This window comes from Pseudomonas sp. HN2 (assembly GCF_020736465.1).
GTDB classification, from domain to species: Bacteria; Pseudomonadota; Gammaproteobacteria; order Pseudomonadales; family Pseudomonadaceae; genus Aquipseudomonas; species Aquipseudomonas moraviensis_A.
The window spans coordinates 3,358,247-3,371,234 of sequence record NZ_CP085885.1; the positions used below are offsets into that span (position 1 = coordinate 3,358,247).

Annotated in this window: 10 protein-coding genes; 9 read left to right on the forward strand and 1 reads right to left on the reverse strand. The window is 59.8% G+C overall.

From position 1 onward, the window contains the following. The first annotated feature begins 249 nt into the window (after window positions 1-249). From LIS66_RS14495 to LIS66_RS14530, 8 genes are all read left to right on the forward strand, one after another. The gene (locus LIS66_RS14495; RefSeq protein WP_042606875.1) at window positions 250-1,407 is read left to right on the forward strand and encodes an efflux RND transporter periplasmic adaptor subunit; all 1,158 of its coding nucleotides are present in this window, start codon (window positions 250-252) and stop codon (window positions 1,405-1,407) included. 15 nt (window positions 1,408-1,422) lie between these two features. Next, window positions 1,423-4,521, forward strand: a complete 3,099-nt coding sequence (locus LIS66_RS14500; RefSeq protein ID WP_042606874.1) for an efflux RND transporter permease subunit — start codon at window positions 1,423-1,425, stop codon at window positions 4,519-4,521. A 162-nt stretch (window positions 4,522-4,683) separates the two neighbouring features. Continuing rightward, entirely contained in the window at window positions 4,684-5,325 is a 642-nt protein-coding gene (locus tag LIS66_RS14505) for a DUF1345 domain-containing protein (protein ID WP_227972428.1), read from the forward strand. Between the two features lie 140 nt (window positions 5,326-5,465). Continuing rightward, entirely contained in the window at window positions 5,466-6,494 is a 1,029-nt protein-coding gene (locus LIS66_RS14510; RefSeq protein WP_322746244.1) for a LacI family DNA-binding transcriptional regulator, read from the forward strand. An 89-nt stretch (window positions 6,495-6,583) separates the two neighbouring features. Next, complete coding sequence (locus LIS66_RS14515; protein WP_042606871.1) at window positions 6,584-7,366, forward strand: sugar phosphate isomerase/epimerase family protein; 783 nt, start codon at window positions 6,584-6,586, stop codon at window positions 7,364-7,366. After that, window positions 7,359-8,378, forward strand: coding sequence for a sugar kinase (locus tag LIS66_RS14520; RefSeq protein ID WP_227972429.1), 1,020 nt, complete (start codon window positions 7,359-7,361; stop codon window positions 8,376-8,378). Before LIS66_RS14515 ends, LIS66_RS14520 begins: the two co-directional genes overlap by 8 nt. A 57-nt stretch (window positions 8,379-8,435) precedes the next feature. Continuing rightward, a complete protein-coding gene (locus LIS66_RS14525; protein WP_042606869.1) occupies window positions 8,436-9,734 on the forward strand; it encodes an MFS transporter in 1,299 nt (432 codons plus the stop codon). A 13-nt stretch (window positions 9,735-9,747) separates the two neighbouring features. Then, a complete protein-coding gene (locus tag LIS66_RS14530; RefSeq protein WP_042606868.1) occupies window positions 9,748-10,725 on the forward strand; it encodes a 2-hydroxyacid dehydrogenase in 978 nt (325 codons plus the stop codon). 116 nt (window positions 10,726-10,841) lie between these two features. On the opposite strand, the gene LIS66_RS14535 is transcribed toward LIS66_RS14530, so the two are convergent. After that, a complete protein-coding gene (locus tag LIS66_RS14535) occupies window positions 10,842-12,029 on the reverse strand; it encodes a pyridoxal phosphate-dependent aminotransferase (RefSeq protein ID WP_227972430.1) in 1,188 nt (395 codons plus the stop codon). 190 nt (window positions 12,030-12,219) lie between these two features. Between LIS66_RS14535 and LIS66_RS14540 the strand changes: the two genes are divergently transcribed. Continuing rightward, window positions 12,220-12,987, forward strand: a complete 768-nt coding sequence (locus LIS66_RS14540) for a hypothetical protein (RefSeq protein ID WP_155400870.1) — start codon at window positions 12,220-12,222, stop codon at window positions 12,985-12,987. The last annotated feature ends 1 nt before the right edge of the window (window position 12,988 follow it).

Genomic DNA, 12,988 nt, shown 5'->3' on the forward strand with positions numbered 1-12,988 from the left:
GCTGTGGCGACAGTTCGGGCCTCATCGCGAGCAGGCTCACTCCTACAGTTGAAATGCGATCTCCTGTGGGAGCGAACCTGCTCGCGAAAGCGATCGAACTGTCGCAATAAATTTCAAGGCCTGCAGGATATACGCCCTCACCCGCCACTGAGCAAAACCCTTACACAATTTCACACAGCAACTACAAAGCTTCACCGCTAACCTCCCCGTCTGGCCGTAGGATGCGGCCTTCAATATTGGGGGTTGTACATGTCTGGAAAACTGCTGGCCGGGCTCGGCCTGATCGCATTGGCGCTGACGCTGAGCGCTTGTGATTCGTCCTCGAATGCCGAAGAGCAAGCGCCACCAGCCACGGTACGCATCGAGACCATCAAAACCCAGCCACTATCGATCAGCAGCGAATTGAGCGGGCGCATCGCCGCGCCACGGATTGCCGAAGTGCGTGCGCGAGTGGCCGGCGTGGTGTTGCAGCGCACTTATCGCGAAGGCAGCGACGTGAAAAAGGGTGATGTGCTGTTCCGCATCGACCCGGCGCCGTTCAAGGCCGATCTCGACAGTGCCGAAGCCGCACTGCGCAAAGCCGAGGCCAATGCCTTTCAGGCCAGACTGCAAGAACAACGCTACGCGCAATTGATCGAAGACAAGGCCATCAGCGGTCAGGACTACGACAACGCCCGCGCCGCTGCCCGGCAAACGGCAGCTGATGTTGCGGCCAGCAAGGCAGCGCTTGAACGGGCGAAACTGAACCTCGGCTACGCCACCGTCACTGCGCCGATCTCCGGCCGCATCGGCCGCGCGCTGGTCACCGAAGGTGCGCTGGTCGGGCAGAACGAAACCACGCCGCTGGCGCTGATTCAGCAACTCAACCCGATCCACGCCGACCTGACCCAGTCGACCCGCGAGCTCAACGAACTGCGTCGCGCATTCCGTTCCGGGCAGTTGCAGGAAGTCGGTCAGGATCAGGTCAAGGCTACGCTGATTCAGGATGACGGCAGCCTGTACCCGCTGCCCGGGAAACTGTTATTCAGCGACATCACAGTCGATCCGGGTACTGGTCAGATCATCCTGCGCAGCGAATTCCCCAACCCCGATCTCGACTTGCTGCCGGGCAGCTTCATCCGCGTACGCCTTGAACAGGCGACCATCCAGAACGGCATCACCGTGCCGCAACGCGCGGTGCAGCGTGACAGTGCCGGCATTGCCCAAGTGCTGACCGTCGACGAACAGATGCGTGTTGCCGAGCAACCGGTGCAACTGGGTGCGGTGCAGAACAATCGCTGGATCGTCACCGGCGGCCTGAAGCCCGGCGACCGCATTGTCATCGAAGGCCTGCAACACGCCCGTCCCGGCGAAAAGGTGCAGATCGACGAAACCCCTCTTCCACTTGCCCAGACCTCTGGTCAGTAAGCAGGACGCTTTTCTATGCCGCAGTTCTTTATCGACCGCCCGGTATTCGCCTGGGTGGTCGCGTTGTTCATCCTGTTGGCCGGTGCGCTGGCCATCCCACAGTTGCCGGTGGCGCAATACCCCGACGTCGCGCCGCCGCAGATCGAAATCTACGCCGTCTACCCAGGCGCCTCGGCGCAAACCGTCGATGAAAGCGTGGTCAGCCTGATCGAGGAAGAGCTTAACGGTGCCGATCACCTGCTCTATTTCGAATCGCAGAGCAGCCTTGGCAGTGCGACGATCAAGGCAACCTTTCAGCCGGGCACCAACCCCGAGCTGGCGCAGGTCGACGTGCAAAACCGCCTGAAGGTTGTCGAGTCGCGTCTACCGCAAGCGGTCAACCAGCAAGGTCTGCAGGTGGAGAAGGTTTCTTCCGGTTTTCTGTTGCTGATCACCCTGACCTCCAGCGACGGTAAGCTCGATGACGTCGCGCTCAGCGATTACCTGGCGCGCAACGTGATGAATGAGATCAAGCGACTGGACGGTGTCGGCAAGGCGCAGCTATACGGTGCCGAACGGGCCATGCGCATCTGGATCGATCCGCAGAAGCTGATCGCGTTCAATCTGACACCGGCAGACGTCAACGCAGCCATCGTGGCGCAGAATGCCCAGGTGTCGGCCGGCAGCATCGGTGATTTGCCGTCACCTTCAACGCAGGAAATCACCGCGACGATTCTGGTCAAAGGGCAATTGTCGACACCCCAGGAATTCGCCGACATCGTGCTCAAGGCCAATCGCGATGGCTCCACGGTGCGTATCGGTGATGTCGCGCGGGTGGAGATCGGCAGTCAGGAATACCAGTTCGGCACACGCCTGAACGGTAAACCGTCCACCGCCGTCGGCGTGCAACTGTCACCAGGTGCCAACGCGCTGAACACCGCGACGCTGGTGCGGGCGAAGATGGACGAGCTGGCGCGCTACTTCCCGGTCGGCGTGGAATACAAGATTCCTTACGACACTTCGCCCTTCGTCAAGGTCTCGATCACCAAAGTGATCTATACCCTCGGCGAAGCAATGCTGCTGGTGTTTGCGGTGATGTTCCTGTTCCTGCAGAACGTGCGCTACACGCTGATCCCGACGCTGGTGGTGCCGGTGGCGCTGATGGGCACGTTCGCGACCATGCTGGCGCTGGGGTTCTCGATCAACGTGCTGACCATGTTCGGTATGGTGCTGGCCATCGGCATTCTGGTCGACGATGCCATCGTCGTGGTGGAAAACGTCGAACGGATCATGGCCACCGAGGGCTTGTCACCCAAGGAAGCCACGCGCAAGGCCATGACGCAGATCACCGGGGCGATCATCGGCATTACTCTGGTGTTGGTCGCAGTGTTTATTCCGATGGCGTTCATGCAAGGGTCGGTCGGGGTGATCTACCAGCAGTTCTCATTGTCGATGGCTACCTCGATTCTGTTCTCGGCGTTCCTCGCCCTGACGCTGACGCCGGCCTTGTGCGCGACCTTGCTCAAGCCTGTTGCCAAGGGCGAACATCACGAGAAATCGGGCTTCTTTGGCTGGTTCAATCGTCGTTTCGAGCAATTGACCGATCGCTATCAGGGCTGGGTCGGCTATGCGCTGAAGCGCACCGGTCGCTACCTGTTGATCTACGTCGTCCTGCTGATCGGGCTCGGGATATGTTTTGCGCGCCTGCCCTCCTCTTTCCTGCCGACCGAGGACCAGGGCTACACCATTACCGATATCCAACTGCCACCGGGGGCGACGAAGAACCGCACGGTGCAAGTGGCCGAACAGCTCGAAGCGCACAACGCGGGTGAGCCGGGGATCAGTGACAGTGTGGTGATTCTCGGTTTCAGCTTCTCCGGTAGCGGACAGAACGCAGCGCTGGCGTTTTCGACCCTCAAGGATTGGTCGGAACGCGGCAGTGACGATGCCGCCAGTTCGATCGCTGACCGCGCGAACGCTGCCCTCAGCCAGATCAAGGACGCCATGGCGTTCTCAGTACTGCCGCCGCCGGTGGATGGGCTCGGCACGTCCAGCGGTTTCGAGTTCCGCTTGCAGGATCGTGGTGGGCTCGGGCATGCGACGTTGATGCAGGCGCGTACGGAACTGCTCGCCGCGGCCGAGAAAAGTCCGTTATTGATGAACGTCCGGGAAAGCGCACTGGCGGAAGCGCCGCAAGTGCAGCTGATCGTCGACCGTAAACAGGCGAATGCCCTGGGCGTTTCGTTTGCCGACATTGGTAACGTGTTATCCACCGCAGTGGGGTCCAGCTACATCAACGATTTTCCCAATCAGGGCCGCATGCAGCGGGTGGTGGTGCAAGCTGAAGGTGATCAGCGCAGTCAGGTGGATGATTTGCTGAAAATGCACGTGCGCAACAACGCCGGGAGCATGGTGCCGCTGTCGGCGTTCGTCCAGGCCAACTGGATTCAAGGCCCGGCGCAGCTGACCCGCTACAACGGTTACCCGGCGATCGCTATTTCCGGCGAACCGTCAGCGGGGCACAGTACCGGTGAGGCCATGGCGGAAATCGAACGGCTGGTGGCGCAAGGGCCGAAAGGTCTGGGCCAGGAATGGACCGGCCTGTCGTTGCAGGAACGCTTGTCCGGCAATCAGGCGCCGATCCTGCTCGGTTTGTCGTTGCTGGTGGTGTTCCTGTGTCTGGCGGCGCTGTATGAGAGCTGGTCGATTCCAACCTCGGTGTTGCTGGTCGTGCCGCTGGGTGTTCTCGGTGCGGTGTTGGCGGTAACGTTGCGTGGGATGCCTAATGATGTGTTCTTCAAAGTTGGTTTGATCACGATCATCGGTCTGTCGGCGAAGAACGCGATCCTGATCATCGAGTTCGCCAAGAGCCTGTATGACGAAGGTCATGACCTGATCGATGCGACGTTGCAGGCAGCGCGTCTGCGTCTGCGACCGATCGTGATGACGTCGCTGGCGTTCATTCTTGGCGTGGTGCCGTTGGCGATTGCCACGGGTGCCAGTTCGGCCAGCCAGCAGGCGATCGGCACTGGCGTGATCGGCGGGATGATTACTGCGACGCTGGCGGTGATCTTCGTACCCGTATTCTTCGTCGTAGTGATGAAACTCGTACAACGATTCACCAAACCCCACTGATCCAAATGTAGGAGCTGTCGAGTGCAACGAGGCTGCGATCTTTTGATCTTGAAAAGCTAAAACCAAAAGATCGTCCGATCGCGGCCCGAGCCATCGGCAGCTCCTACAAAAGCAGTGTTGCGTACGCTATGGTGCAGAGACCATTCTCCAACGTGAGTCTCCATGCGCTTCCTCGCCCGCACCCACCCTCGCCTCTCCGCCGCCGCTCTGCTCGGACTCGCCACCGGCCTGCTGTTCCCCGCCGATTCGATCGTCAGCAAAATCCTCATCGGCTGGAACGCCGGTGTCTGGACTTACCTGATCCTGATGTTCTGGCTGACCGTGCGCGCCAAGGCCCCGGACGTCAAACGCATCGCTGAAGTCGAAGACGAAAACGCCGGCCTGGTGTTGTTCGTGGTGTGCATTGCCGCGCTGGCGAGTCTGGCCACCATCACCTTCGAACTGGCCGGCAGCAAGGATCTGGATAGCACCCACAAACTGCTCCATTACGCGTTCACAGCACTCACGGTAATTGGTTCATGGCTGCTGATCGGGGTGATTTTCTGTGTGCACTACGCCAGGCTGTTTTACACCTGGGACGGTAAGGAGCCCGCCCTGCGTTTCGCCGAGGGTCTGACCACCCCCAATTATTGGGATTTTCTGTACTTCTCGTTCACTGTCGGCGTCGCGGTCCAAACGTCGGATGTGGGCGTAGCGACGCGGGGCATCCGCAAAATCGTACTGGCGCAGTCCCTGATCGGCTTTGTGTTCAACACTGCGATTCTGGGTTTTTCGATCAACATCGCCGCCGGATTATTCGGGTAGGCAGCGCCCGCCCATCGGTATCAGCGGGCAATCTCACGATCATTCACTTGACGCCCTATTTGTTTCTGGTGTTTCCTGAAACCGGTTTCAGGGCATCTTTCCGCCTTGGGCCTATAAATCCAATAACAAGGTTTAAGACCGTGCACGACTTTTCCGCCGCCCAGCGCAGCCGCGTCACCATGCTTGATGTCGCCGAACGCGCGGGCGTGTCCAAGGCCAGCGTATCGCGCTTCATCGGTGATGACCGCGCCCTGCTCTCCGAAGCAATCGCCCTGCGCATCGAGCAGGCCATCAGCGAACTTGGCTACCGCCCGAACCAGATGGCCCGTGGGCTCAAGCGCGGGCGCACTCGCCTGATCGGCATGCTCGTCGCCGATATCCGTAACCCTTATTCAATTGCCGTGATGCACGGGGTGGAAACCGCCTGCCGTGCGCACGGTTACAGCCTGGTGGTGTGCAACACCGACCGCGATGACGAGCAGGAACGCCAGCATCTGGCGCTGTTGCGCTCGTACAACATAGAAGGGCTGATCGTGAACACGCTTGGCCACCACCGTGACGAATTGCACGAACTGCGCCGCGAGATGCCGCTGGTGCTGGTGGATCGCAAGGTGGACGGCCTCGACAGCGACATGGTCGGGCTGAATAACCCGCAAGCGGTGGAGATGGCGCTCGCGCACCTCGGGCAGCGAGGGTATCGCGATGTTTTATTAATCACCGAACCGTTTGATGGCACCAGTTCGCGGATCGAACGGGTCAGCAGTTTCCAGGCACAGATCGCGCAGCGCTCGGGATTAACCGGGGCAGTTGTTGAAACCGGTGAGGGTCTGGCGAGCCAACTTCAGCAGTTCATGAACACGACCAATGCAGGGCCGAAAGCACTGTTTTGCGCCAATGGTGTGGCAGCGTTAGCCGCGACGACGGCGTTGCGCCAAATCGGTTGCCGGTTGTTCGAGGATGTGGGGCTTATCGCCCTGGATGATCTGGATTGGTATCCGTTGGTGGGCAGCGGGATTACTGCGCTGGCGCAGCCGACGCAAGAGATTGGTGCGTGGGCGTTTGAGTGTCTGCTCAGGCGCCTGCGCGGGGATAACGAGGTGGCGCGGGTGATGGATTTTGCCCCGGTGCTGATTGAGCGGGGGTCTACTCTTGGGATTTGTGGTGTTTGAGCTGCTCGCGATAGCACCCGAGAGAACAACGCAGAAACACCCGATATTTTTTTGAACAAAAATGAAACCGGTTTCAGAGGTCAATAACAATGAATCAACCAGCCGTTTCCATCAGTCTGTCCAGCTACGGTGCCGATCTTGTGCGCCAGCGTGGCCAGGATTCATTCATCGATATTCTCGCGGCGGCCGGGGCCAATCGCATCGAGTGGCGTGAAGAGCTGTTGACCCGTGAGGATCCGGCGCAACTGGCCCAGGCCACACAAGCGCAAGGCCTGCAAAGCATTTATTCCTCGCCCACCGAACTGTGGCTCGCAGGGCAAGCGCAGCCGAATCCCGAATTGATTACTGCGCTGCATCAGGCCCAGGCGTTCGGGTCGAAATGGCTGAAAGTGTCGCTCGGCTACTTCACCGACAACTCTGATTTGCAGGCACTGGCCGAGCGACTCCAGCAAAGCCCGGTGCAATTGCTGGTAGAGAACGACCAGACCTTGCATGGCGGGCGCATCGAGCCGTTTCAGCGTTTCTTCGCCGCCGTCGAACAGCACCACCTGCCGATCAAAATGACCTTCGACATTGGCAACTGGCATTGGCAGGACCAGTCCGCCGCCAGTGCCGCCCGCGCGCTGGGGCGACATGTCGGTTATGTGCATTGCAAGGCCGTTGCGCGCCGAGCCGACGGCAAACTGGTCGCCGTACCGCCAGCCATCAGCGACCTGCATCTGTGGGAACAACTGCTGCGTCACATGGACCAAGGCGTTATGCGCGCCGCCGAATACCCGTTGCAAGGCGATGATCTGGTGCAACTGACCCGCGAACACGTCGCCGCCCTCGCCCGCCTGGGTCAATCGCGCCTGGAGCCAGCTCATGTCTGAGATCGATATTCTTTCTTTCGGTGAAACCATGGCCATGCTGGTTGCCGAGCAGACCGGTGATCTGGCGAAGGTCGAGCAGTTTCATAAACGTATTGCCGGGGCCGACAGCAATGTCGCGATCGGCTTGTCGCGGCTGGGTTTCAATGTCGCGTGGCTGAGCCGCGTCGGTAATGATTCGCTCGGGCGCTTTGTGGTCGAGACGCTGATCAAGGAAGGTCTGGATTGCAGCCACGTTGAAGTCGATAAAACCCATCCGACCGGGTTCCAGTTCAAATCGCGCAATGACGATGGCAGCGACCCGCAAGTCGAATACTTCCGCCGTGGCTCCGCGGCCAGCCATCTGTCGCCGCGCTCCGTCACCGACAACCTGCTCAGCGCCCGCCATTTGCACGCCACCGGCATTCCGCCGGCGCTGTCGGCTTCGGCGCGGGACATGTCCTTTGAACTGATGACCCGCATGCGCAACGCCGGACGCAGTGTGTCGTTCGATCCGAACCTGCGCCCGAGCCTCTGGGCCAGCGAGGGCGAGATGATCCGCGAGATCAACCGCCTCGCCGCCCTTGCCCATTGGGTGCTGCCGGGTTTGAGCGAAGGTCGTTTGCTCACCGGTTTTGACGACCCGGCGGACATCGCTGCGTTTTATCTTGATCAAGGTGCGGAAGCGGTGGCGATCAAGCTGGGGCCTGAAGGCGCTTACTACCGCACGCAGCTGGATCAGGGTTTTGTCGCTGGCGTGCCGGTGACCAACGTGGTCGATACGGTGGGTGCCGGAGATGGCTTTGCGGTGGGGATGATCAGCGCCCTTCTCGAGCATCAAAGTTTTGCCGAGGCGGTGCAGCGGGCGAACTGGATTGGCAGTCGCGCGGTGCAGAGTCGCGGGGATATGGAGGGCCTTCCAACCCGTCAGGAGTTATCGATTGAATTTGAATCCGCCTTCGCGAGCAAGCTCGCTCCCACAGGGGAACGCGTATCAAATGTGGGAGCGAGCCTGCTCGCGAAGAGGCCTGCCTAGGCAACGCAAATTTTTGAACCTGCTGCGACAAAAACAACAAGCTCAGGAGTCACACCGATGAAAACCGCAACCCTCGCCACCCGCCGCTGGTGGTACATCATGCCGATCGTGTTCATCACATACAGCCTGGCCTATCTCGATCGCGCCAACTACGGCTTCGCCGCTGCGTCGGGCATGGCCGAAGACCTGATGATCACACCGGGCCTGTCCTCGCTGCTCGGTGCGTTGTTCTTTCTCGGTTACTTTTTCTTCCAGGTACCGGGCGCGATCTACGCGCAAAAGCACAGTGTGAAGAAGCTGATCTTCGTCAGCCTGATCCTCTGGGGCGGTCTCGCCACGTTGACCGGCGTGGTCTCCAACGCCTATTGGCTGATCGTCATCCGCTTCATGCTCGGCGTGGTCGAAGCGGCGGTGATGCCGGCGATGCTGGTCTATCTCTGCCACTGGTTCACCCGCGCCGAGCGCTCGCGCGCCAATACCTTTCTGATCCTCGGCAACCCGGTGACCATGCTGTGGATGTCAGTGGTCTCGGGTTATCTGGTGCAGCATTTCAGCTGGCGCTGGATGTTCATCATTGAAGGTCTGCCGGCGGTGCTTTGGGCCTTTATCTGGTGGCGACTGGCTGATGATCGTCCGGCCCAGGCCAAGTGGCTCAACGATCAGGAAAAACACGATCTGGAAAGCGCCCTCGCCGCCGAGCAGGTCGGTATCAAAGCGGTGAAGAATTACGCTGAGGCATTCCGTTCGCCGAAGGTGATCATCCTGGCGCTGCAGTTCTTCTGCTGGAGCATCGGCGTTTACGGCTTCGTTTTGTGGCTGCCGTCGATCCTCAAGGCAGGCGCGCAGATGGACATGATCGAGGCTGGCTGGCTGTCGGCGCTGCCGTATCTGGCTGCGGTGATCGGCATGCTCGCGGTGTCGTGGGGCTCGGACAAATTGCAGAAGCGCAAACGCTTCGTCTGGCCGCCGCTGCTGATCGCCTCGATTGCGTTCTACGGCTCCTATGCCTTGGGCGCCGAACATTTCTGGTGGTCGTACACACTGCTGGTGATCGCCGGCGCCTGCATGTACGCGCCGTACGGGCCGTTCTTCGCCATTGTTCCGGAAATCCTGCCGGCCAACGTCGCGGGCGGTGCCATGGCGCTGATCAACAGCATGGGCGCGCTCGGCTCGTTCGGCGGTTCATATCTGGTCGGTTATCTGAACAGCTCCACCGGTTCGCCCGGCGCTTCCTATCTGTTGATGAGCGGCGCGTTGCTGCTGTCGGTGGTGCTGACGATTTTCCTCAAGCCCGGCGCCAGTGATCGCGTCGTCGCCAAAGCCGTCGCCACACCGCGTGTGCCGGCGCATTCCTGAAAGGATTTTTGCCATGAAAAAACAGGTCGTGCTGTACAAGAAACTCTCGCCCGCGCTGATGGCGAGCCTGCAAGCGCAGTTTGACGTGACGCAGATCGAAAGCCTCGACGCCGATGGCCTCATGCAGTTGCGCGATGCCCTGCCCCGCGCCCACGGTTTGCTCGGCGCCAGTCTCAAACTCGATGCGGCGCTGCTGGATCTGGCGCCGCACCTGGAGGCGATCGCCAGCGTTTCCGTCGGTGTCGATAACTACGATATTGATTATCTGAGCCGGCGCGGGATTCTGCTGACCAACACGCCGGATGTGCTCACCGAAACCACTGCCGACACCGGCTTCGCCCTGATCCTCGCCGCCGCTCGGCGTGTGGTCGAACTGGCGAACATGGTCCGTGGCGGCCAATGGAGCCGCAACATCGGTCCGGCGCATTTCGGCACCGATGTGCACGGCAAGACGCTGGGCATCATCGGCATGGGCCGCATCGGCGAGGCCCTGGCCCAGCGTGGGCATTTCGGCTTTGGCATGCCGGTGATCTATCACAGCCAGTCGCGCAAGCCGGCGGTCGAGGCGCGTTTTGATGCGCAGTATCGAAGCCTCGAAGAATTGTTACAGCAGGCTGATTTCATTTGCCTGACCTTGCCGCTGACGGCGCAGACCGAACGCTTGATCGGCGCCGAACAGTTTGCGCTGATGCGCCCGGAGAGCATTTTCATCAATATCTCTCGCGGCAAAGTGGTCGATGAAGCAGCGATGGTCGAGGCATTGCGCAACAAGCGTATTCGCGCGGCGGGGCTGGATGTGTTCGAGCGCGAGCCGTTGAATCATGATTCGCCGTTGCTGCAGTTGAGCAATGTGGTGGCGACGCCGCACATGGGCTCGGCGACCCATGAGACGCGCGAGGCGATGGCGCGGTGTGCGGTGGAGAATCTGTTGGCGGCGCTGGGTGGGCAGCGGCCGGCGAATCTGGTGAATGCCTCTACTTGGCAAAACTGAGATCTTTATTGCCTACACAATCGCAATCGCGAGCAGGCTCACTCCTACATTTGAAATGCGTCCCCTTGTAGGAGTGAGCCTGCTCGCGATGAGGCCGGAACAGGCAACCCAAAACATCAGGCACTGCGCGCCTGCAACAGCTGCACCGCACACAACGCAATCCGCGCGCAGGCATCCGCCAGTTTCACCCGATCCACCACCAGCCCGATGCGGATATGCCCCGCCGCGCTCGGCCCGAACGCCTCGCCGGCCAACACCGACACCCCGTAACCTTCCAGCAACCGCTCGGCAAACGCCTGGGCGCCGAGGCCAGTCTGGCGCACGTCGACCATCACGAACATGCCGCCATCCGGGCGGATCGGCTGCAAACCGAGGCAACCCTGCAACCGTTCGCACACCAGATCCCGGCGCAAACGGTACTCCTCGCGCATCTGCGTGACTTCCGGCAGATCGATTTGCAGCGCCACTTGCGCGGCCTTCTGGACGAAATCCGGCAGACCGAAGAGCATGCTCAGTGACAGGTTCACCAAATGTTCCGCCAAGGGTTTCGGGCCGATCATCCAGCCGATGCGCCAACCGGTCATCGCGTGGGATTTCGACAGACTGTTGATCGTCGCGGTGCGCTCGGCCATGCCCGGCAGGCTCGCCGGACTGATGTGCTCGCCTTCATATAACAGCTCGCTGTACACCTCGTCGCTGATCAGCCACAGGTCATGCCGAATGCACAGCGCCGCCAGTTCCTGCCAGATCAGCAGGGACAAGCTGGCGCCGCTGGGATTGTTCGGGCTGTTGAGCAGCATGGCGCGGGTTCGCCGGGTGATGCGCGCGGCGACATCGGCCGGGTCGACTCGAAAACCGTTTTCCGAGCGCACCGGCACCGCGATCACTGTGGCACCACACGCGCCAAACACTCCTTCGTAGGTGACGTACATCGGCTCAGCAACGATCACTTCATCGCCCGGATCGAGCAGACACTGCGCCACCGAATAAACTGCGCATTGCGCGCCGGGCAGGACGATCACCTGATCAGGATCAACCCGTTGACCACTGCGCTGGCGATGACGCTCGGCAATCAGCCTGCGCAACTCGAATCGACCACGCACGTCGGCATAGTGCGTATCGCCGGCCAGCAGGCTGTCGATCGCGCCATGGACGATCGGCAACGGCGTATCGAAATCCGGATCACCGACACTCAACAGCAGAACATCAACGCCCTCGGCGCGCAATTCCAGCGCTCGGTCGTGAATCTGCCAGGCAGCGGCACCCTCCCCGGCGATTCGTTGGGTCAAGGCTGAATAGCGCATGTACGTCTCCTGTTAGCGCGGTTTCCAGCCTTCACCGTATCTCAAATCACAAAACGCGCCAGCCGTTTTGTCCCCAGGATGAATCTGAGGAGAAACTTCGCAGGATGCTCGATCACTGGTCCGGTGCCTACCTGTCAGAGTTGACAGTAGACCGATTGCAAGAATATTCCTCTAATGAACCCGCGGCAAAATGTTCAACCGTTTCTCATCAAAACAACGGAGTGTTAAAACGATGACAATTAATGAAAATATTCTCGATCTGGACCCACCGCGGATTCCTGATGCGTTACCAAATTTTCCTGACAGTCAAGTTAACTTGTTGCCATTGACTGCGCTGGAGTCGCCCTTGCTGGTGTTAATCCCAGAATGGTCGGATTTACCCACAACTCCAGGCATGCAAGTCGTGGTAAGGCTGTTGTTGAATGAGCAGTATGTGGCGCAGTACCAGTACACGACGCCTATTAACCCAGCGCTTTTCCCACTGAACGTGCATATCCCTAAGCATCATTTAGTAGAGGGCGCACACAAGGTTTCATACATCATGACAGTTTTCGGAAACCCTATGCCGTCAGCGAGCACGCCGATCACCGTCGATACAAGCGCTCCAAACCGCGGCAACCCGGGACACGCTCCGAACTTTCCACTAGATGTCATCCGTGATGGGATTACCCAGAGCTATCTAGACGAGAACGGTGATGAAGTTCTGGTAACTATTCCCCGGTATCTGCAGCAACTAGCCTGCGACAGCATCGAGCTTCACTATGGTTCACTAACAGATAAACCTGTCATCGTTGAAACGGTGCATGACTCGATCTCCCCTACCAAAATCAAACTGAGTGGCGAGATTATCCGTAGATACGGCTCCGGCAAGATGCTCGCCTTCTACAGACTGGGCGATCGCGCAGGAAACCGGGGAAGTTTTTCTGATTTCGTGCAGATCAACGTGAATCTTTCTTGAA

Excerpts from the sequence above, each read along its gene's own strand:
- LIS66_RS14500 (WP_042606874.1), top strand. The coding sequence starts at position 1,423 with ATGCCGCAGTTCTTTATCGACCGCCCGGTATTCGCCTGGGTGGTCGCG.
- LIS66_RS14525 (WP_042606869.1), top strand. The coding sequence starts at position 8,436 with ATGAAAACCGCAACCCTCGCCACCCGCCGCTGGTGGTACATCATGCCG.
- LIS66_RS14520 (WP_227972429.1), top strand. The coding sequence starts at position 7,359 with ATGTCTGAGATCGATATTCTTTCTTTCGGTGAAACCATGGCCATGCTG.
- LIS66_RS14505 (WP_227972428.1), top strand. The coding sequence starts at position 4,684 with ATGCGCTTCCTCGCCCGCACCCACCCTCGCCTCTCCGCCGCCGCTCTG.
- LIS66_RS14530 (WP_042606868.1), top strand. The coding sequence starts at position 9,748 with ATGAAAAAACAGGTCGTGCTGTACAAGAAACTCTCGCCCGCGCTGATG.
- LIS66_RS14535 (WP_227972430.1), bottom strand. The coding sequence starts at position 12,029 with ATGCGCTATTCAGCCTTGACCCAACGAATCGCCGGGGAGGGTGCCGCT.
- LIS66_RS14515 (WP_042606871.1), top strand. The coding sequence starts at position 6,584 with ATGAATCAACCAGCCGTTTCCATCAGTCTGTCCAGCTACGGTGCCGAT.
- LIS66_RS14495 (WP_042606875.1), top strand. The coding sequence starts at position 250 with ATGTCTGGAAAACTGCTGGCCGGGCTCGGCCTGATCGCATTGGCGCTG.
- LIS66_RS14540 (WP_155400870.1), top strand. The coding sequence starts at position 12,220 with ATGTTCAACCGTTTCTCATCAAAACAACGGAGTGTTAAAACGATGACA.